General features: G+C 41.7%; 16 protein-coding genes, 1 tRNA gene and 2 pseudogenes. 8 read left to right on the top strand and 11 right to left on the bottom strand.

Features of this window, described 5'->3' with window-relative positions; genetic code table 11:
- Positions 1-23: 23 nt before the first annotated feature.
- The gene (gene cysI, locus BTA30_RS15675) at positions 24-1,742 is read right to left on the bottom strand and encodes an assimilatory sulfite reductase (NADPH) hemoprotein subunit (RefSeq protein ID WP_076762246.1); all 1,719 of its coding nucleotides are present in this window, start codon (positions 1,740-1,742) and stop codon (positions 24-26) included.
- Positions 1,743-1,768: 26 nt separating this feature from the next.
- Entirely contained in the window at positions 1,769-3,595 is a 1,827-nt protein-coding gene (locus tag BTA30_RS15670) for an assimilatory sulfite reductase (NADPH) flavoprotein subunit (protein WP_076762245.1), read from the bottom strand.
- 326 nt (positions 3,596-3,921) lie between these two features.
- Here BTA30_RS15670 and BTA30_RS15665 point away from each other — a divergent pair, with 326 nt between their 5' ends.
- From BTA30_RS15665 to cyoE, 3 genes are all read left to right on the top strand, one after another.
- Positions 3,922-4,812, top strand: coding sequence for a LysR family transcriptional regulator (locus BTA30_RS15665; RefSeq protein WP_076762244.1), 891 nt, complete (start codon positions 3,922-3,924; stop codon positions 4,810-4,812).
- Positions 4,813-4,956: 144 nt separating this feature from the next.
- A complete protein-coding gene (locus BTA30_RS15660) occupies positions 4,957-5,304 on the top strand; it encodes a hypothetical protein (RefSeq protein ID WP_192855978.1) in 348 nt (115 codons plus the stop codon).
- Positions 5,305-5,543: 239 nt separating this feature from the next.
- Positions 5,544-6,452: a heme o synthase gene (cyoE, locus tag BTA30_RS15655; RefSeq protein WP_076762243.1), complete on the top strand. Its 909-nt coding sequence runs from the start codon at positions 5,544-5,546 to the stop codon at positions 6,450-6,452.
- A 35-nt stretch (positions 6,453-6,487) separates the two neighbouring features.
- On the opposite strand, the gene BTA30_RS15650 is transcribed toward cyoE, so the two are convergent.
- The 5 genes from BTA30_RS15650 to BTA30_RS15630 form a co-directional block, all read right to left on the bottom strand.
- Entirely contained in the window at positions 6,488-8,425 is a 1,938-nt protein-coding gene (locus tag BTA30_RS15650) for a glycoside hydrolase family 127 protein (RefSeq protein WP_076762242.1), read from the bottom strand.
- A gap of 47 nt (positions 8,426-8,472) precedes the next feature.
- Positions 8,473-9,303 carry a carbohydrate ABC transporter permease gene (locus BTA30_RS15645; protein ID WP_239693666.1) on the bottom strand — a complete coding sequence of 277 codons (831 nt, stop codon included), beginning with the start codon at positions 9,301-9,303 and terminating at the stop codon, positions 8,473-8,475.
- A gap of 12 nt (positions 9,304-9,315) precedes the next feature.
- The gene (locus tag BTA30_RS15640; RefSeq protein WP_076762359.1) at positions 9,316-10,149 is read right to left on the bottom strand and encodes a carbohydrate ABC transporter permease; all 834 of its coding nucleotides are present in this window, start codon (positions 10,147-10,149) and stop codon (positions 9,316-9,318) included.
- A gap of 157 nt (positions 10,150-10,306) precedes the next feature.
- The gene (locus tag BTA30_RS15635) at positions 10,307-11,611 is read right to left on the bottom strand and encodes an ABC transporter substrate-binding protein (RefSeq protein ID WP_076762241.1); all 1,305 of its coding nucleotides are present in this window, start codon (positions 11,609-11,611) and stop codon (positions 10,307-10,309) included.
- Between the two features lie 164 nt (positions 11,612-11,775).
- Positions 11,776-12,819, bottom strand: coding sequence for a LacI family DNA-binding transcriptional regulator (locus BTA30_RS15630; protein ID WP_076762240.1), 1,044 nt, complete (start codon positions 12,817-12,819; stop codon positions 11,776-11,778).
- A gap of 189 nt (positions 12,820-13,008) precedes the next feature.
- Here BTA30_RS15630 and BTA30_RS15625 point away from each other — a divergent pair, with 189 nt between their 5' ends.
- Positions 13,009-13,371, top strand: coding sequence for a hypothetical protein (locus tag BTA30_RS15625; protein ID WP_076762239.1), 363 nt, complete (start codon positions 13,009-13,011; stop codon positions 13,369-13,371).
- Positions 13,372-13,646: 275 nt separating this feature from the next.
- Here BTA30_RS15625 and BTA30_RS23075 read toward each other — a convergent pair.
- The 3 genes and pseudogenes from BTA30_RS23075 to BTA30_RS23935 form a co-directional block, all read right to left on the bottom strand.
- Positions 13,647-13,933: pseudogene (locus BTA30_RS23075) on the bottom strand (DapH/DapD/GlmU-related protein); the annotation flags it as partial.
- A gap of 431 nt (positions 13,934-14,364) precedes the next feature.
- The gene (locus BTA30_RS15615) at positions 14,365-15,600 is read right to left on the bottom strand and encodes an MFS transporter (RefSeq protein WP_076762238.1); all 1,236 of its coding nucleotides are present in this window, start codon (positions 15,598-15,600) and stop codon (positions 14,365-14,367) included.
- A gap of 56 nt (positions 15,601-15,656) precedes the next feature.
- On the bottom strand, positions 15,657-16,250 hold the full coding sequence (locus BTA30_RS23935; RefSeq protein WP_239693665.1) for a hypothetical protein: 594 nt from the start codon (positions 16,248-16,250) through the stop codon (positions 15,657-15,659).
- Between the two features lie 618 nt (positions 16,251-16,868).
- On the opposite strand from BTA30_RS23935, the gene BTA30_RS15605 reads away from it, so the two are divergent.
- The 4 genes and pseudogenes from BTA30_RS15605 to BTA30_RS23930 all read left to right on the top strand — a co-directional run.
- Positions 16,869-17,981 carry a Rap family tetratricopeptide repeat protein gene (locus BTA30_RS15605; RefSeq protein WP_076762237.1) on the top strand — a complete coding sequence of 371 codons (1,113 nt, stop codon included), beginning with the start codon at positions 16,869-16,871 and terminating at the stop codon, positions 17,979-17,981.
- A complete protein-coding gene (locus BTA30_RS22905; RefSeq protein ID WP_095999807.1) occupies positions 17,981-18,106 on the top strand; it encodes a PhrK family phosphatase-inhibitory pheromone in 126 nt (41 codons plus the stop codon). Before BTA30_RS15605 ends, BTA30_RS22905 begins: the two co-directional genes overlap by 1 nt.
- A 789-nt stretch (positions 18,107-18,895) precedes the next feature.
- Positions 18,896-18,968 (top strand) — tRNA-Val (locus BTA30_RS15600).
- Between the two features lie 116 nt (positions 18,969-19,084).
- Positions 19,085-19,162, top strand: a pseudogene (locus tag BTA30_RS23930) (YolD-like family protein); the annotation flags it as partial.
- 195 nt (positions 19,163-19,357) lie between these two features.
- Here BTA30_RS23930 and BTA30_RS23190 read toward each other — a convergent pair.
- On the bottom strand, positions 19,358-20,808 hold a 1,451-nt coding region (locus BTA30_RS23190), incomplete at its 5' end, for a hypothetical protein (protein WP_158027642.1).

The raw sequence follows: 20,808 nt of genomic DNA, 5'->3' as shown, positions 1-20,808 counted from the left end.
TCCGAACCATTTATGAAGTTTGATCAATTATGAAAATTCGTACCGTCTGTCGTTTCTTTAATAATCCCGGCGCGGATGACGAAGTCGCCGAAATGTTCGCCTTCCTCGCGTTCTTTTGCATAGCGCGGAAGGATCGTGCGAAGTTCTCTTAAAATGTCTTCTTCCCCGATGTTTTCGCGGTACATTTTGCTTAGGCGGCTGCCGTCGAAAGCGGCGCCGAGGTACATGTTGTATTTTCCCGGCGCTTTGCCGATAAAGCCGATTTCACCGAGGGCATGGCGGGCGCAGCCGTTTGGGCATCCTGTCATACGGATGGTAATCTCTTCATTCTGCAGCCCGTTTTCCTCAATGATTTCATCGATCTTGTCTATCAGAGTCGGCAAATACCGTTCCGCTTCAGCCATCGCCAGTCCGCACGTCGGCAGTGCGACACACGCGATCGAGCTGCGGCGGAGAGCCGTATAATGCTTGCCGTCAGTCAGACCGTACTGTTCGATCAGCTCGCAGATCTTTTTCTTCTTTTGACTTGATACATTGGCGATGATCAAGTTTTGATTTGCAGTCAGACGGATATCGCCAGTGTGGACTTTAGCGATTTCACGCAAGCCGGTCATCAGCTTGTAGTCATCATAATCGGTGACACGGCCGCCTTCGATAAACATAGTAAAGTGCCATTTTCCGTTAACGCCTTTCACCCAGCCGTAGTGATCGCCGTTATGATCGAAATGATACGGCTTTGCTTCAGCAAGGCTCCAGCCGAGGCGGTTTTCCAGCTCGTTTTTGACCGTTTCCAAACCAAGGCGGTCAACGGTGTACTTGAAGCGGGCATTTTTGCGGACGGAACGGTTTCCGTAATCACGCTGAATCGTAATCGTTTTTTCGGCGATATCATACATTTGTTCAGGCTTGCAAAAGCCGATCACTTTGGCAAGCTGAGGATATGTCGCTTTGTCTCCGTGGGTCATGCCCATGCCGCCGCCGATGGCCACGTTGAAGCCGATCAATTTGCCGTCTTCAACGATCGCGATAAAGCCAAGATCCTGTGAAAAAACGTCAATATCATTTGACGGAGGAACGGCAATTCCGATTTTGAATTTCCGCGGCAAATAAAGCGGTCCATACATTGGTTCGACTTCTTCCGTCTCGGGTGTGCCGGCGACTTTTTCTTCATCAAGCCAAATTTCGTGATACGCACGTGTACGCGGCAGCAAATCATTACTCAATTTTTTTGACCATTCATACACCTCGGCATGGATCTCGGATTGATATGGATTTGAGGCGCACATCACATTACGGTTGACGTCACCGCATGCCGCAATCGTATCCAAAAGAGCCGAATGGATTTTCTGGATCGTTTTTTTCATGTTCCATTTTAAAATGCCATGCATTTGAAAGGTTTCCCTTGTCGTCAGCTTCAATGTCCCGTTGCCGTACTCGCGGGCAAGCTCATCCATGACAAGCCATTGCTCAGGCGTCGCCACACCGCCCGGCATCCGGACGCGCAGCATGAACTGATAGGCGGGCTCAAGCTTTTGTTTTTGGCGTTCATTGCGGAGGTCCCGGTCATCCTGCAAATAGCTGCCATGGTGTTTCATCAGCCGGTTGTCATCATCGGAAATTCCGGCGCTGATTGACTCAAGCATCGATTCCTTCAATGTGCCGCGCAAATAGTTGCTTTCTTCCTTAATGCGCTCTACATCGCTTGGAGGGCCTTCCGGTGCTTTTAATATTTCGTTCCCCATGTTGAAAAAACCCCTTTCAATCAAAATCAGTATACATCACGCTGATAACGTTTTTGCTTTTTCATCTCGGCGAGATACGCTTCCGCTTCTTCGCGGCTCACGCCGCCTTCTTTTTCGATAATGTCGAGCAATGCGCTGTGAACGTCTTTAGCCATGTTGTTCTTATCACCGCAAATGTAGAATACCGCCCCTTCTTGAAGCCATTCAAACAGTTCTTTGCTGTGTTCAAGCATGCGGTGCTGCACATATACTTTTTCTTCCGTATCGCGCGAAAATGCGACATCCATTTTCGTCAGCACTCCATCATTCAGCCACTTTTGCCATTCTGTCTGATATAAGAAATCGGTGACGAAATGCTGATCGCCGAAGAACATCCACGATTTTCCCGCCACTCCGGATTCTTCGCGCTCCTGCATAAAGGAACGGAATGGTGCGACTCCTGTGCCAGGGCCAACCATGATGATCGGCGTATCCGGATGCTCAGGCAGCTTAAAGTTTTTGTTCGGCTGAATGAAAACCGGCAGTGTATCGCCAGGCTGTAGGCGTTCTGCACATAAAATCGAGCAGACCCCTTTTCGGTCTCTGCCGTGCGTATTGTAGCGGACCGCGCCGATCGTCAGATGCACTTCATCAGGATTCGCCGTTAAGCTGCTTGCGATCGAATATAAACGCGGCGGCATTTTCCGCAAAATCGAAACAAATGCCTGCGGAGTTGTGCTGATCGGTCCGAAATCGCGGACGAAATCAAGCAGATCACGGCCATCGATATACGCTTTTAATTTGTCTGCATGTTCTGATGCGGCAAGCTCGCGCAGCTTTTCATTTTCTAAAAGTTCAGCCGCCTGCTGAATAAATTTCTTCGTTAATATCGTAATCTCAAAATAAGAAGTCAACGCTTCTTTGAGCGGGAGGCTTTCCCCCTGTTTGTCAACGGTGACGGTTTCATTTGGGTCCCATTTCAGTTCCTCAAAAAGCATGTCGACAAGTGCCGGGTCATTTTCCGGATAAATGCCGAGCGCGTCGCCGGGCTCATATGTGAGGCCTGACCCTTCAAGCAATAATTCAAGATGGCGCGTTTCTTTATTGGATCCGCGTCCGTTTAAATTCAAATTTTCCAGAACTTCGGCTCGAAACGGATTTTTTCTAGAGTAAACCGCTTCCCCTGCTTGAGGTGCCGCTGTCTGAGCAGGTGCTGTGCTTTCAGCTTGGCCCTTGGCTTCACTTAAGCCGCCAAAGACGCCTTCAAGCCATTCTGCCGCCGGCTCATCATAGTCAAGATCACAATCAACACGCTGATAAAGCCTTGTGCCTCCGAGTTCGGCCAGCCGCTGATCGAATTCTTTGCCGGTCTTGCAGAAAAACTCGTATGAACTGTCTCCAAGCGCCAATACGGAAAAGCGGAGATCATCAAGCTTCGGAGCCCGTCTGCCATGAAGAAATTCGTGGAATGACAGCGCGTTGTCAGGCGGCTCGCCTTCCCCGTGTGTACTAACGACAATCAACAGATTTTTCAGTTTTTTCAATTGATTTGGCTTAAAGCCGCTCATTGAAGAGACGGTGACTTGAAAACCGCGTCCTTCAAGAGATTTGCCCGCATTTTCCGCAATCCCCTGGGCATTGCCTGTCTGTGATCCGTACAGAATGGTCACTTCTTTTGAAACAGGCTGCGCTGTATTTGCGGCCGGGGCTTCAGCCGGAAGCGTTTCTAGCGCCGCCGCTGCATCGGTTGACTGTGAAGCCGCCAAATAACCGCTCAGCCAGGCTTTTTGTGATGCTGTCAAGGTTGGCAGAAGGCGGTTGAGGAGCTCTGCCTGCTCCTGATTAAAAGGACTGTTCATTACTTGAAGTTGCAACGATATCCACCTCACTAAGGAATAAAAAATGATGACTTTTTTGAAACGGAAAAGGATTACATCTATCATATATCCACTATTCCGATAAATCAAATCGGTTTTAAATACGCAAAATATTTGCGTTTGATAGAGGTTTGTACTTTTTAGAAGTACTGAAAGCGCTCAATCCTCACTTCCCTTTTGCCCAAATGTAGCGTCATTTTGCTTCAAACTATACATTTCCTAAAAAAGATTCTAATTTAAAGTTTACTGGAATACTCAACATTAGTAAAATATATATTAATTATTACTGCTATTAAGATCTTTAATAATAAGGCGGGATTGTTTTGTATTATGATGCGCTAAAAACATTTGTCACTCTTGCGGAAGTTAAAAACTTTACAAAAACGGCAGAGCTTCTCCTGATGTCACAGCCAAGCGTTAGCATGCATATCAAAAATCTGGAAAAAGAATTCCAGACGAAATTATTTGAGCGCTCTCCGAAATATTTAAAAATCACCCCGACAGGTGAAATTTTATATGACCGTGCCAAACAAATGATTACGATTTATGAACAAACAAGACAGGATATTCTTGACCACCACAATTCCATCAAAGGCGAACTGAAAATCGGTGCAAGCTTTACGATCGGAGAGTATATACTGCCGGCACTGCTTTTTGATCTGCAAAAAGAATATCCGGAGCTTGAGCTTCAGGCTGTCATCGGAAATACGGAAGAAATCGTACAGTCTGTCCGCCTGTACAAAGTGGATATCGGCTTAATTGAGGGGCAGACCAATGAGAAGGAGCTTTCGGTTCACCCCTTTATACAGGACGAATTATTCATCACTGCTTCAAGCGACCATCCGCTTGCCGGGAGAAAAGAAGTCGAAATGGCCGACCTCCAAAATCAAACATGGGTGACGCGGGAAGTCGGATCAGGGACGCGCGAATACCTGAACCATGTGATCCGTTCAAACGGTTTAAAAGTAAAGTCGTTTCTTACGATAAGCAGCAATCAAGGAATCAAAGAAACGCTGATGACAGGCATCGGGCTTTCTCTCTTGTCGCAAAGCGTCATCGAAAGAGATGTACAGCACGGCAACCTTTCAGTCATCCGGCTGAAAAATCAAACCTTCAACAGGACGCTTTCATATATTTACTCTCCCATCATGCAGGATAAGAAAAATGTTAAGACATTTATCAATGCACTGAATAAACGAACCAACCCGAAATGATTATTGTACAGAACTGACAATTCCTGCCTCTTCACATTAATATCTTTTTTGGTTTGTACATTATGTGAATGATGGACATCATCAATTGACTGGCGCCACAACACCCCATATCCTGGAATTATCAAACAGAAAAGGGATGATCTTATGAAGTTGTTAACGAAAGGTTTAGTTGCTTCATTTTTATTCACCGGCATTTTCGCAATTTCAGGTAACCCGCTGCAGGCACAAGCCCAGGAATTGCCTAAAGCGGCAAATCATTCTGTTCAAGGGATTTTCGCCCCGCAGGCCGTCGTCATCAACAGGCCGATGAGGGTGGGACAGGAAGATCAATATGTCGGCATTACGAACGTGTCTTACAGCGGCAGCGCCATTACGGTCAGAATCACCTCAGACCGCGTATATGTAAAAGCCGTCAGACCTGGAAAGGCAATCTTTTCTTACCGGAATACCCTAGGCGAGATGATTATTAATAATATTACGGTTAACCGGTAGCATAGAAGTCCGCGGAAGGCGATATCTTCCGCGGATATTTTAAACTTCTGCTTCCTCTTGATAAACCCCGCAGCCGCAATATATCCTCAGGCAGACAATGTAGTCTTCCACACATAAATCGAGCAGGGAAACGGCAACTGATGTTGAATTTATGCCTATAGGCAGTGTTTCGTATGAACAGATTTGGTGACGCTTTCATGTTAACGGTATAAGATCTATTGAAAAAACAGGAGGACGGCATGGCTGCAATGAAAGATTATATCAATTTGGTGAAACCCGGCATTATCATATCCAACTCGATCGCTGCATTCGGCGGGTTTTGGATCGCCTATATCAGTTCAGAAAGAATATTAACAGGGGCCGCATTTTTTGTTACCATGGTCTCGGCGCTGGCCGGAACGGCGCTTGTCATGGCTGCAGGGACCGTGTACAACAATTACTTTGACAGGCATATAGATGCAAAAATGGAGCGCACGAAGAGCCGTGCATCTGCCGCGGGAAAAATGTCCCCCCGCTCGATCTTGGCATGCGGCACCTTGTTGGGAGCCGCAGGACTCGCGATATTATTGACGGTGAACATTTTGACAGCCCTTCTCGGATTTGCCGCTTTTATTTTGTATGCGGTGATCTATACGGTTTGGTTTAAAAGGTCTTCGGTATGGAGCACTTTTGTCGGAAGTTTTCCTGGAGCATCGCCGCCGATCATGGGGTACTGCGCCGCTGCGGGACATGTTGATATGACTGCTCTCGTTTTATATGCCATTATGTTTTTATGGCAGCCGCCGCACTTTTGGGCGATCGGTATTACCCGCAAGGAAGAATACCGTGCCGCAGGAGTGCCCCTTTTGCCGGTTGTTAAAGGGAATCATTTGACGAAATTGAGCATGATCAGATACATCATTCTCCTTGTGCCTGTCACACTTTTATTATACTTTTATGTCGGCCTTGACCATCTGAGCCCGCTCTATTTTATTTCCGCATTAATCCTCGGTTTTACCTGGATTTATAAAAGCTGCCAAGGATTTAAAACAGATCATGATGTCAAATGGTCTAAAGGCATGTTTGCGTATTCGCTTCTTTATTTTTGTCTGCTGTTTTCCGTCATGATTGTAGACACTTTTATAATGGCGTTTATCATCAAAGGATAATAAGGCTCCCTGCAGCGGGAGCCTTTCTTGCCGCATTATCGCGACTGGTTGATCCATACTCGCATTTCACCCGGCTCACGGTTGCACCATGCATAATAAGGAACGGCTTTGATGTCTGCTGGACTTGTTTGGATCTCAGCCGTCCGATACAGGCTTCCTCCCCAATCTTTCTCGTCGATTCGTTCCGCTTTTCCTGAAATAACGACGACCCCCTCAAGCAAATCCTCGTCATACTCCGCTTTCAGCTCTGCCTTCCTAGGCAATAAAATATTTTGCAATTGCCCGCCGTTATCGGCTTCTTCTAAGCAATACACAAGCGGTCCGCGCTGAAGCGCCGCCTTTCCGACATTATGGCGGACCAGCGGATTTGCTTTGATTTGTTCGATCGTCATTTGAATCGATAATTCAATTTTGTCCTGATCTTCCCATGTACGTGTGATATACACATACCCATTTTTCATAATGGGAAAATGGTCAACAACTTCGCCATTCACCTTTAAAACAGCATGTCTCGACCATCCCGGAATGCGGAGAGCTACCGTGAATTCATATGCTTTTTCAGGAGATACCGTCATTGTGACGTCGCCATCCCACGGATAGTTCGTCTCTTGGGCAAGTTGCACCCTGCACCCGGCAAGCTGCACATTTGTTTCATGCCCCATATATAAGTGGACAAACAGCTCTCTTTCTTTTTGAGAATAAATGTAATGACCGATGGACGAAATAAGTCTGGCGAGGTTGGGCGGACAGCATGCACAGCCGAACCACGTTTGTCTCACCGCTTTGACATGCTTTTGGTCATTCCGTTTTTCACATGCCTCAGGCTGCACCTCCAGCGGATTGACATAAAAGAATTTTTTCCCGTCCAAATCCATCCCGCTGATCGTTCCGTTGTATAAAGCTTTTTCCATGACATCTGCATATTTATGATCAGCCGCCAGTTCCAGCATTTGTTTTGCCCAGAACACCAAGCCGATCGATGCACATGTTTCTGTGTAAGAAACATCGTTTGGCAGGTCATATTGAAATGAAAACGCCTCTCCGAATGCCATGGAACCGATTCCGCCCGTTAAATACATTTGTTTTTGTGTGACATTTTCCCATAATGCTTCACATGCCTTTTTTAAGGTTTCATCATTTGTCTTTGCTGCGAGATCAGCCATGGCTGTATACATATACACAGCACGCACGGCATGGCCGACGGCCTCTTTTTGATCTCGTACCGGCAGATGGGCTTGATGATAGGCATAGCCATCATGAAAAAAGAACGGTGAAGATTCCTGCCTCTTCTTCTTCTCGATGTCAAAAAAATGCGGCTGTTTTCCGCGCTCATCGATAAAATATCGACTCAAGTTTAAATATTTATCATTTCCTGTCACATCGTATAATTTAAGAAGCGCAAGCTCGATCTCCTGATGGCCGTCATAGCCCTTCAGCTTCCCTTCTTCAGGACCGAAAACAGTGTCAATGTAATCGGCATATTTAGACATCAAATCTAAAAACGCTCTTTTTCCGGTTGCTTGATAATAAGCAACCGCCGCTTCAATCAAGTGGCCTGCACAATAGAGTTCATGGTTGTCGCGAAGATTCGTCCAGCGCTGATTCGGTTCTTTCAGCATATAATACGTATTTAAATAGCCATCTTCGCCTTGCGCTTTTTGCAGCAGTGCAATGACTTCATCAGCTGTTTTTTCCAATTCGGGATTTGGATGATGCTCCAAGCTGTAAGCTGCCGCTTCCAGCCATTTGGCGACATCACTGTCCTGAAACACCATGCCGTGATATTCTCCCTCTGCTTCACCTGCCGCGATTCTGAAATTTTCAATCGCATGACTCGGTTCTGCATCCTCTAGACGATCGTTTAATGCGGCCCATTGATAGGGAATCACGTGATCATGGATCACCTCTAACCGCTTGCTCCAAAACCTGTCCGTGATCTTTACCTTTTGATAGCCTTTTTGCTGAATTGTCATCTCGATCCCTCCCTTTTCTATGATCAAGGATGTTCACACGATCCCCTCTATTCTTTTAACCCTGACAGTGTGACGCCGCGGATGAAGAAATCCTGCGCCAACAAAAATATGACGATCACCGGCAGCAAGCTTAAGACCGTCCCGGCCATTAACACAGGCCAATCGGTCGAGTACATCCCCTGCATCGCCGCCAATCCTAAAGGAAGGGTCATCTTTTCCAAGGAATTGATAAACACCAGCGGTCCGAGGAAGTCATTCCACACCCCCATGAAAATAAATACGCCCAATGTCGCCAGCGCCGGCTTTGACAACGGCAGAAAGATCCGCCAATAGATGCCGAAAGGGGTGCAGCCGTCAATTCTTGCTGCATCTTCAAGCGCCTTTGGAATGGCCAAAAAGAATTGACGCAGCAGGAATGTGCCGAATGCGGACACAATCCCGGGCAAAATTAATGCCGCATGTGTATCTACCAATCCATAAAACTTCATTAAAATAAAGTTGGGAATCATAGTCACTTGTCCGGGCACCATCATGGTTGCTAAATACAGCCCAAATAGCAGATCTCTATATTTAAATGTCAGCCGCGCAAACACATACCCGGCTAATGAGCTTGTGATCAATTGTGCGGCGACAACGATCAGCGTCACTTTTAAACTATTGAAGAAAAACTGTCCAAACGGAAAACGGTCGGAAATCCTCAAGTAATTCTCCCATTGAAGCTTCTCGCCAAACAGTGTCGGCGGGAAAACAAACACTTCTCCCACGTCTTTAAAGGAGGTGCTGATCATCCATATAAACGGAAAAATCATGGTCAGCGCTCCGAGGGAAAGCAGCAGATGGGCAAAGAGACGGCGGGCATGCGGCTTTTTCATAGCCATTGACCTCTCCTTTTAATAGAATGAATGATTTTTTTGCCGCCAAAATTGGACCAAAGTGATCAGCGCAATGACAAAGAACAGGACGTAAGACATGGCGCTGGCATAGCCCATACGGAAAAATTGGAAAGCATTTTCATAAATATAATGCACCATGACTGATGTGGATCTGGCAGGTCCGCCTTGTGTCATAAGGTAAACCGAATCGAATACTTGAAATGAATTGATAACCGCCATTACGGTGACGAAGAAGGTCGTCGGTGAAAGAAGCGGAACGGTAATGCGCCAAAACTTTTGAAGCCAATTGGCTCCATCCATTTCGGCCGCTTCATAATAGTGTTCGGGAATACCTTGCAGTCCTGCCAGAAAGATGAGCATGTTGAAGCCCAATCCTTTCCAGATGCTCGTCAAAATCACAGCCGGCATGGCCCAAGTCGTACTCGTCAGCCAGTTTGGCCCTGAAATCCCTATCAAGCTTAATAAAAAGTTCAGCAGGCCGTATTCCGGATTGTAGATCCACTGCCAAATCACTGCGACAGCGACCATCGAGGAAACGACAGGCAGAAAGTAAGCGGCTCGGTAAAACTTCATCCCCCTCAATCCCTGGTTTAAAGCAATCGCCAGCAAAAGTGACAATGCGATGCCGATCGGGACTGATACGGCCGTAAAATACAGCGTATTCCAAAACACTTTGATAAACGTTTCATCACTGAACAAGTCCATATAATTTTGCAGTCCGACGAATTGAATCGGCTGCAGAAGATCCCATTTTGTGAAGCTGAGAAAAAAAGAGGCGACGACCGGCCAACATGTAAATACAGCGAATCCGGCAAGGTTTGGCAGCAGCATGATGAACGCCCAAGTACTGTCCTTGGAAAACAGCCTTGTCAAACGGCTTTCCCGAGGCTTCAGATGCGGGGGCGGCCCGTGCTTTAGGCCGTCGGCACGCTGATTTTCAAAGCCAGCTTTTCCCTCAAGTCTGCTCATCGTTTTATCACCCCCGTTCTCACGATTTTGCCAGTTCTTCTGCTGTGCGCCGGTCGATATTTTCTGTCACCTCATCCACTGGCTTTCCGTCATAATAAAACTGGTCTAATTCTTCGGTGATAATGGAACCGACTTTATTATTTGAAACCATGGCATTCGGGTATGGTTTGGCATCTCTAAAAAAGGCCGCCATTTCCTTAAAACCTTCCGGGTGTACATCAGGGTTATACCATTTTTTCATCCCTTCCGGTGTATAAAGCGACTGTCTGTTCGGCATCCATAATCCTTCTCTTACTAAATCGAGCTGATATTCTTCCGAAGATAAGAACGAGATAAGCTTCCACGCTTCTTCGGGATGCTTTGTTTTCCCTGAAGCAGCATGTAAATGTGCCTGCCCGTGAGTGAACGGCTCTTTAAACTTCGGCAGCGGAGCGACACCAACAGGAAATCCCATACTCGACAGTTCTTGAAGCGCCCAAGATCCCTCTGCAAGCATCGCAACCTTCCCTGTCTGCAGCATTTGCGACGGCCTCATCCCAATCTTCTCTAAAACGCTTGCTTCAGGAGCGGCTCCGTCCTTTTCCCGCAAGTCGAGAACGGACTGCAATACTTCTTGAATCTCCCGAGTTTGATAAGCCGCGGTTTTAAAATCATCAGCAAACGGGCTGCCCCCATTTGAGAAATACTCCGCCATTGTCATGTAGTTGTTTTCAAATCCAAAAGCGCCGTATTGCTCGGTTTTACCGCCATTTTTGACGGTAAGCTTTTGAGCTGCATCGACAAACTCTTCCCATGTCCATGCATCATCTGGATTGTTCGGCGGCAGGGGGACGCCAGCTTTTTTAAACAAGTACTTGTTGTAGAATAAAACCGGAGAAACTGTACAGCTGCTTACGCCAGCAATCGTTCCATCGATATCCATAATCTGTGCCGATGAGGGGATAAAATCTTGCAGCGAATATTCCTTGTGAAAATAGCCGGTTAAATCCAACAGCACGTTTTTCTTTTGAAATGCACGATAATCTTCCGAACCTAAGAAAAAGACGTCAGGGGCTGCATCCCCAGCCAGCATCGTTAATAGCTTTGAACTGTACTGGGCGTTTGGAATCGGTGTGTATTCGACTTTGATAGTCGGATTTTTCTCCATGAATGCTTTTAAACCTTTTCTTACAGATTCCGTTTCCAAGGGGCTTGCTTCCCATCCCATCAGCTTCAGCGTGACAGCCTTGCCATCTGCTTCAGGTGTATGGGACGATTGACTGCAGGCAGTTAACATGAGTGAAACAATGAAGAAGAATGCCGTTAAGACATGAAGCTTTCTCATCAATTCACACTCCTTTTTTGTTGGTTATTGCCTTTTCTCCCCGTTGACAACGCTTACATTATGCCCTTTCTCCTCCTTTCCCGCTGTTTATCCAATAAATTCGAGCCGCTGATCGAATTTAAAAGATTCCGGTTTAAACGTTTAACTTCAACATATGCTGCCGCCTAAATCTTCATCGATTTAGGTGTGCAGACAGATTCTCTTTCAATCAATTCACAAGTCAGCTTGCCGCCAGTTTTTGAAGAGCCGCTGATCAAATCTTGAATCGCTTGAATCGATAAAAAGCCCATTTCCTGCAAAGGCAGGCTTATCGTCGTCAGTTTAGGTGAAGAATATTCGCTGAATTCACGGTTATCAAACCCAATAATTGAAATATCAGCCGGAACTTTGAACCCTAAATCATTGCATGCTTTGATGGCCCCTACTGCCATTTGATCATTCATCGCCAGTATGGCGGTTGGAATATTGTCATGCTGCAGCAGGTCTTTCGCCAGCGTATAGCCGGAATCAAAGTACCAGTCTCCTGTTTTGATATATCCCGGATAAAAGGCGAGCTGGTGCTCCTTGATGGATTGGTAGTAGCCCGAATATCTTGAATGCGCTGACTTTGAGTCAATATGACCGCTGATGAGCGCTATTCTTTCGTGCCCCTTTGAAATCAAATAATTGGTCGCTTCATATGCCGCCAGCTGATCATCATATATAATCGAGTGTTGATGAGCATTCGTTGTGTAGCAATAAACAAAAACAATCGGGATGTCAACATCCGGAATAATCGCGGTCACGTCTCTCGGATGCAAGCCGATATAAATGATGCCGTCCACCTGTTTGCTGATCAATTCGTCCATAATCTTCTTCACTAAAGGTCTGCATTTTTCGGGATCTGTCGGATGATTTCCCACCAGTTTTTCTAATCGCATATTTGTTAAAATAATCGATAAGCCGAACTTTTCCGCGTTTTCGTTTATTCCATCAATAATCTTTGGGGCATTGAATACGGTGACATCTTCAACAATGACACCAATCGTATTTGTTTTCTGCATTTTTAAGCTTTTTGCGATATGATTAGGGCGGTAATTTAATTCTTTTACGACTTCCCATACTCTTTTTTTCGTTTCTTCGCTGATATTGCCGTTTTCATTTAAAACGTAAGAAACGGTTGCAACTGAAACATTTGCTTTTTCCGCTATCTCCTTCATCGTTACCATCAGTATCACCGCATTTAATCGTTTAAGTTAGATTCATAATACCGCGCCGTTCATCGCGATTTCCAGAAAATTTTTTCGACAAAAAATAGAAGGAGTGGTTATTTTTCAGAGGGTAAACATTCCGATTTTGATCTTTATAAACGTTGAAGGTCAATGTAAAATGGCCAAAAACGAATGAAGGGGCTTTCTATGAAAATTTTCAAAGATATTGTAGTTGGATTTGCGATTTGCCATTTCCTTTTCTTGATTCTCTTGTATTTAAATCTTTACCGTCGCGGCGCTTTTCACGAATGGCTCGACACCATTCCATACGCCTTCATCCTATTTTCTTATATTCCGCTTTTAGCTTTAATTGAATATTTTGCGTTTCTTTGGATGTTAAAAAAGTTAAATGTCTCTTTTTTAACTGCACTCCTCGTCGGAGTAGCCAATGGGGCTGTTCTATACCTTCACTCCAACGAAATGTTTATGGGCGGTATTGCAGGAGTGAGCGCTTTTTTCATGGGCCTGGCTCTTCGCTGGAATGAATCCAGGCGCAAGACGGTCGAATAGCCGTGATTCTTGCAAACGTGCTTGAACCCGATTCACTCCTTTGTCAATGAAATCGAGCGAATCGGGATCAATACCGGCGATTATCTTTTATCAGGCTTCAATTATTGATTTCTTCGTGCTGCTTTTATCACTTTGCGAACGGATATGTTCTTCTAATTCTTCAAGGTACGGTCATTGGTTTCCGGCATGGCAATGAACCAATAGAAGTGTATATAAAAGGCTCTTTTTGCAGCCCGATTGCTTTGAAAACAAATCGGTGTTTTTCATAGCGAATCTTATTTTATATCAATCCGCTTTATGATTCTTGCAGGATTCCCGCCGACAAAGCACGTCTTTTGTCACAACCGCTCCGAAAGCAATAACCGCTTTGTCGCCGCTCGTTACACCCGGATTAATAATGGCCCTTCCGCCAATCCATACATTTTGGCCGGTGGCTACCTACTCCGCTTATTCTTTCAGCAGGATCCAGCGGATGTACTGCCGTATAAATATGGACGCCAGGCCCAATCAAACAGTTGTCGCCTATTCTGATCTCACAGGCATCCAGAAACACACAGTCAAACTACTTTTGGAAATGCAAGTGTGATGTACTAGACTATTGACTCTCTCCTAATAACTTGTACCAAGTAAATTTCTGCATATTAAAACATCAAACTAAAAAAACATTGAAACTATTCTTCTCTCATATAGTTATCATAGAAGGTCACTTAAGAAAAAATATTCTTAAATCATCTACCTATTTTTTTGCTTCAATTTTTGCTCCATGCGGAAGAATTAAAAATCGAATTCCACCCACTAATCCGTTTGCAATAATAAAAAAACAGTGGAGAGCAAAAATTTTCATCACTGCACTTTTATGTATTTAAATAAATTAAAACCACTTTTAAATTAAAGGTTTTGCAACTAGTGTATTTTTTGAATCCCAGAATCTACGTAGATTTCTATTAATGACCACGATTTTATGAGATTGCTACCTTAAGCATTATATTGTATTTATAATGGAGGGGCTTTTTCTGTTTCATAGCTTTTTTTAACTTTTCCTTCCCAAATTTGGACAGACCTAAAAATAAAAAATGAAACTAAGGGGGTTGGGAGAGCTACTATCAAAAACAGAAAATTTTCATCTATAATCTCTGATATCATTCCTGCTAAAGCATATCCTAAAGGCATTAAAGAGCTGTTCACAGCAAAAAACGCCCCCAGAGATCTTCCTCGATCACTTCCTTCGGTAACTCTTTGTAAGAAACCTTCAAGGTAAATATTTACGATTCCGCTTATAGCCCCTGTGATTACAAATAGGGTTAAACCAATAAAAACATTTTTAATCCATCCTAAAGGGGCAAGTAATAAACCAAAAATTATCATTAATGCCGGGGCTACAATTTTTAAATGTTCTTGCTTTGCTAAAAAAGACAGAGTTATTGCTGCTAAAAGTGTTCCCATTCCCCATATTGATTGAAATACCCCGCCAACCCACTCTTTGTCTTTGATCAATAAAGAAGTCCAAATGGCTATATAAATCGGAAAACCGCTAAATAAAAGCTGCTGTATACTTGTACCGTACAATAGATTTCTTAAAGGTTTATTATTAAAAAGGTTTATGAAACCAGTGAATAATTCTTTTCTGCTAAATGTTACCTCCTTTTGGCTGCCTCGCCTATCTTTAATAAAGAACTCCAAAAAGATCGAGATGAAGGTTAAGCAGCCACATAAAAACCATACATAACCAAATGGAAGAAAAGTGAACAAAATACCAGTTAGAATTGGAACTATTACTTGTGTAACTTGATTCAATACTTCTTGAAATGCTACACCTTTCTCAATTAAGTCTTTTTCAACAGTATCAGAGATAAGCGATCTGGAAGCTGGTTGAATGGCAGCCAAACCGATTGAAATTAACGCTCGGGCAAAAAACAATAGAAGTACAGATGTAAAATTAAAGATCGCTAAAAGTCCTATTATAAAGAACAAAACAGAAATCATCATATCGGAGAAAGCAATTATCCTTCCCCGATGGAACCTGTCTGCTAACCACCCCGTTATTGGGGAAAGCGCTATTGATATGCCCATGCCAAGCCCAATAATTAGGCTGCCACTTAAAGCGCTGTCTGTTTCATTTAAGGACCACCAAATCAAAGAATAATAAAAAAGTGTAGAACTTAATAAAGATAAAAAAGTTCCTGACCATAACTTAAAAAAATCACCTTTAAATATCCATGAATTCTTCAAATGTTTTCCCCCACTTCAAGAATAGAGACTATCTATCGATAGTCTCTTAAGTAATTTTAATTGGCTATAGTTTTTGCTTCTTCAGGGAAAAGCATTTTAATTACATCAGAGGTCTCATGTGTATATTTAGATTGTTGAATTACTGTCATATTATGCTGAAGAGCAGCAATGATTAACTCTCTTGCCGAATTAGAAACAGAGTTATACAGTGAGTTAAAATCATTGTTTTCCAGAGCTTCAACGGCCTTTTCTTCCGCATTAACATATGTTAAATGATCAATGCACTGAATTACATTTTGAATCCCACGGACTCTGATTCTAAAGACTTCTTCTATTTCTTTCTCATCATACATCATTTCTTCATACTTTGTTTCTAATTTTTTCGTGTTGTGAGGATGCATTTCGAGTTCTCTGTGTTGAACTTCGACCAGAAGGTCTCTTGCATGTTTTAATTTTTTAAATCCTTCTTTAATCGCAGCAATCGCCTTCACCTTGTCTCCAGCAAAATAATATTCTCCAACTCTATCAAACTCGATGGTCCCAAGATAGACCTCTACGAGTGATTCCTGTGTTCTAACCGCTAAAGCCTCAGCTTTTGACTTCAATCCAGGAACCTTAGAATTTCTACAATAATTCGCCACTACACCCATATATTTTTCCTCCCTTGAGATAATTTTACAATAGTTATTTTACACATAAAAGGTTATTTTTTCAATTATTTTTTTAAAAATTCAAAACAATTAACATTAATCACATTATCACGTGGTGAAAATTAGGATTCGAAATGTTTACTGTATGAAATTAAATAATCAGAAAACTGATATCCTAAGTTCATATCAATTTAGAACCTGCCGATACATTGAATAAGAAGCGCATTGCAAATTGGATTCCCCGTCTGAATAAAGGACATTTGAAATGACAGCCTCTATACCCACTTCCCTAAAAAGCATTGATTGTATTTTAATGATCTCGTTGATCATTTTTTTGTTCTGAAATGTCTTCTCGATATCGAAAATAAAAAGCGGCCATTTCTCATTTTGATTCTCTTTTTCATCAGTATATATTTTGTTGTCATGTTTTAGAGATCTTGGAGAATTTGTTTACAACCGTGTCCTAGAGATCAAGAGAAAAGCTGCAGACAGTGTTTCAATGGTCATTAACCATTTTGCGGGATGACGCAAAGATTATTTTTTCAATCAAATTGATTTCTGTTATGTTAAAATGATGTAAATATTATTCTGAATTTTTTAAGAAAGAGGGGAGTCCTCATGAGCAAGGTTGCTTCAGAAATCGTTGCCGGCATATTAAATGAACTTCATCTCGCCATCAAAAAACAGGAGGCAGATCAGGCGACTAAGCTCTTTCATCAAGCGAAGTCAATGTTTGATGGGATGGAGGAAAATCAGAATGTACTATTGTATTTTTCTCTGCTTGAAGAAAGATACAAAATGATGCTGTACGATATTAAAGGAGAAAGATTGCCGTACCGTTCGCGCTTTAACGATGACAGCCTGGAATACGCTAGGCAAACTGATCATATGATCGATTTTTATTTCTACTTTTTTGAAGCCATGTATGAGTCGTATAACAAAAATTTTGAGCGTGCCATCAGTCTATATAAAGTAGCAGAGAAGAAGCTGTCCAAAATACCGGATGAAATTGAAGCAGCTGAATTTTACTCAAAAGTGGCCTCTTTATATATGTCATTGCGGCAAAGCGTTGTTTCTCTCAACTACATAAACCAAGCCATTAACATTTATAAAGGGCATAAAGGCTATGAGAAAAAACTGGCCATTTCAATGGTTGTCATGGCGACAAACTATATGCATATGGGGCGCTATAATGATGCGGAAGCTTATTATGACCGCGCAATCAGCATATCAAAAGAGCTGAACGACCATTTTCTTGAAGTGATGCTGTATCATAATGTAAGCATTGTCTATTCTGTTGCCGACAGACCCCATGATTGTATAAATGCCCTGAGAAAGCCTTTGTCAAATGAAAGCTGGTGCTCATCAGGCTACTTGATCAACTCGATCTATATGATAACGAGAGAGCTTTTCAAGATCGGAAAAAACGACGAGGCTCATATCTATTACCAAAAGGGCCTAAAAGAATTAAAGCGAAGAGAAAATAAAATATATGAGGCAAAGCTGAATATCGTATATGAACTTTATTCCAAAAACACATCGGAAAGCATTGACAACTGCCGATCATATCTTCATTATTTAATTGAGAGGAATGATTTGGATGGAGCAATTGAACTTTCTCTCATTATATCCAAACATTATGAAGAAAATGAAGATTACCAGGAGGCCTTAGAATTTGCAAAAAAAGCGATTCAGGCTGAGAACAAAATGAAACGTTTGGAGGGAATTTAATGAAAAAATTAGTTCTTTGCATGACAATCATGGCGTTCGTACTAGGCGGCTTATCGGTATCCGGCAGCAGTCAGGCCAATCAGTCTCATATTCACGAGACAGCAGAATTGCCTGTTGGTACGTAAAAAAGCAATCATAAAAGGTACAGGCCCCTCTCAGGTGAGAGGGGGTTTTTGTTGGCTTTTGTACAGAATATTGTTCCTTATTTATCTTTTGTATAGTATCTTTATAGGTGGATAATTGATGCATGAGACTAGATACATATGACGGATTAATTGAAAATAAAGAAAAGAGGATGGGTGTTAGTCATTGGTTATTTTGCAGCCTACTTATCAAGCAGCCGATTTTAAGAACCGGACGTAGTTTCTTTTCATCTATAGTGTTAAATACTCTATAAGAGACTTTAAAATGGAAACATTTTTTATATCAATTTTTCAATGTACTAATCAACTTTAAAATTGGATTTGGATATTAGGCTATACATTCACATCACTTACGATTGCTCATGAGCCTTCTTTTGCAATTCAGATTATTTTTATATTATTACCTGACTTCTTCTTTCAAAGAAAGATTCAACCAAAATTCCGGATGCATATTGGTATATTTTATACCCTACAGGATTGATTTATTATAATAATCTGTAGGACTTATTTTTTGCACCTTCCCAACTTCCCCTCTGCCGCTTTATTACACGTGAGTGATTTAGTGTTTAATCTCATCTTCTGAAATTAACTGAGTTTCTCTGTAATCGTAAAATGTTTCACTAATTCTCTCTTCTCTACAGCGGCATTCTCTCGTTAAACAAGTTCCATAGAAAAAACTACAAAAAAGTTCAAAAAAACAGTTGACGAAATGATGTAATCCGCATATAATAGAACTTGTCAGTAAGATAAATACCCAGTGTTACATATCATGATTCCGTAGCTCAGCTGGGAGAGCGCTACCTTGACAGGGTAGAGGTCGCTGGTTCGAGCCCAGTCGGAATCATACCAACAAACCCTTGTATATCAAGGGTTTGTTTTTTTATGGCATTACTTTAAATACACCCTGATGAATTGAATTGTTGGCGAATTGTTGGCAAAAAACTTTTTTAATCAACGACAATGATGCCGCCGGAGCATGTCAGCCTGCTTCGCGAATTAGAAAGCAACCAGAACAAAGTAAAAAGGCCGGTGCTTGATGCGAAATACCTGCATTTAAAAAACGTCTCCTAAATTCCGTTTAGAAGACGTTTAATAATCTATTCTGGAGTGAGGTGCCTAAGTCATCGAGTAATCTAGCGTTTAATCAATGTTAATGTAACGCGGTTTATTAGCTAGATAACTTATTCCAGGGGGCTAATTTTGAGACTAACCCTACTTAATTAATTTTTAATTTTATATTTCGATTTTTTGTTTTGCACTTTTATTAATCCGACTTAAAATTTTAGCTTTCGAAACTTCTTTATAATCTCTTATTAACTCCGGCATTATTTTTCTATATTTATAAATATTTTCTCTATCTAAATATTTAAAGTCCTCTTCTTCTTTCATTTTTAGATAGTTCAGGAAGAGCTCCACATTTTCAATCCTTGCCTTCCATTTATCCATAAAATCATTTTGTTTTTCAATATGAAATTTATAATTTCTAAATATCATATTAAAAACATTCTCATCTTGAATCTTTGTATCATATAATATCATCTCTAAATATTGATGATTACTTATTAACTTATCTAAATGATATTGAGCTGAAGGAGCTAGCCTAACATAACCGATATTATCGAGATAATTATCTTCCCCCATTTTCCTGGAGCCAATGTCACTTTCAATAATATGACGTTCAAGCATTGGTGCTAATAGCCGTCTTAAATTATTAATATCATTACAATAAACAGTTAATTTCTTGCGAATAAAATCAAGAGGTACAAAACCTTCCGAAACACCAAATTTAAATGATTCATTTGAATGTTCTTTGAGAATGTCAAAAATTCTAAAATTAATAAAATGACTTCCAAATCCATCAAAAGAATAATTCTCAAATAGATTAATTAGTTTTGAATTCTTAGAATTATAATTCTCACCTATTGAAAGACCAACGCTTTTGACAAGTTTATCAAAAGGAACTATTTTTGATTCTTGAGTATCTTCATACTTATAATTTAATATTTGAAAAAGATTACTATGACCCGAAGTTACAATATCACTGAAAATCTCGAGAGCGTATCTAACATTTCCACTCGAGAGATATTTTAATAAATCTTCAGCTTCTTCTGTCTTGAGAGTGTCTGATAATAAATTCAGGAGATCTTTATATTTAAGGGTAACTGCTTTGCCGCCATTATCAAATGTGACATCATCTTCTCCAAGAACCTCTTTTACAAACTGAATTCGTTTTACCAATACGTCTTTAATACTTGGTGGAACTATCTGATATGAAGTAATGTTTCCATAGGCATCCATAGGAGGTTTTGATTTCATAGCCCAATAAGTTTCATCTCTAAGAGAAAGTATAGTTGTCAAATTTAAATTTTTACTTTTTGCAAAACAATAAAAACTTGCTCTTTCTTGTATATCACCAGGTTGTTGATCTAAGTTATCTAAAACAAGACACACTTCAAAGTTAGAAGTTATTAAATAGTTCATGATCTCTTGATATCTTTCTATAAAATCTCCTATTTTTTGTTCCAGTTTATCAGGTTCATTCCTATAGCCCTTCCAAGTTCCTTTTAACTTATCTGATATTTCATCCTTGTATATTTCCTGTAATGTATCAAATTCATTAATATCAATTTGATCGATGTTTTTTAATTGTTTCTCAATATCTGATAATATCTTTGTTTCAACAT

The organism is Bacillus swezeyi (assembly GCF_001969815.1).
Classification (GTDB): Bacteria; Bacillota; Bacilli; order Bacillales; family Bacillaceae; genus Bacillus; species Bacillus swezeyi.
This window is presented reverse-complemented; position numbering and strand designations above follow the sequence as displayed.

Coding starts and splice junctions, on each gene's coding strand:
- cysI (WP_076762246.1), bottom strand. CDS start 1,742: ATGGGGAACGAAATATTAAAAGCACCGGAAGGCCCTCCAAGCGATGTA.
- BTA30_RS15660 (WP_192855978.1), top strand. CDS start 4,957: ATGAAGTTGTTAACGAAAGGTTTAGTTGCTTCATTTTTATTCACCGGC.
- cyoE (WP_076762243.1), top strand. CDS start 5,544: ATGGCTGCAATGAAAGATTATATCAATTTGGTGAAACCCGGCATTATC.
- BTA30_RS15650 (WP_076762242.1), bottom strand. CDS start 8,425: ATGACAATTCAGCAAAAAGGCTATCAAAAGGTAAAGATCACGGACAGG.
- BTA30_RS15645 (WP_239693666.1), bottom strand. CDS start 9,303: ATGGCTATGAAAAAGCCGCATGCCCGCCGTCTCTTTGCCCATCTGCTG.
- BTA30_RS15640 (WP_076762359.1), bottom strand. CDS start 10,149: ATGCTGCTGCCAAACCTTGCCGGATTCGCTGTATTTACATGTTGGCCG.
- BTA30_RS15635 (WP_076762241.1), bottom strand. CDS start 11,611: ATGAGAAAGCTTCATGTCTTAACGGCATTCTTCTTCATTGTTTCACTC.
- BTA30_RS15630 (WP_076762240.1), bottom strand. CDS start 12,819: ATGGTAACGATGAAGGAGATAGCGGAAAAAGCAAATGTTTCAGTTGCA.
- BTA30_RS15625 (WP_076762239.1), top strand. CDS start 13,009: ATGAAAATTTTCAAAGATATTGTAGTTGGATTTGCGATTTGCCATTTC.
- BTA30_RS23935 (WP_239693665.1), bottom strand. CDS start 16,250: ATGGGTGTAGTGGCGAATTATTGTAGAAATTCTAAGGTTCCTGGATTG.
- BTA30_RS15605 (WP_076762237.1), top strand. CDS start 16,869: ATGAGCAAGGTTGCTTCAGAAATCGTTGCCGGCATATTAAATGAACTT.
- BTA30_RS22905 (WP_095999807.1), top strand. CDS start 17,981: ATGAAAAAATTAGTTCTTTGCATGACAATCATGGCGTTCGTACTAGGC.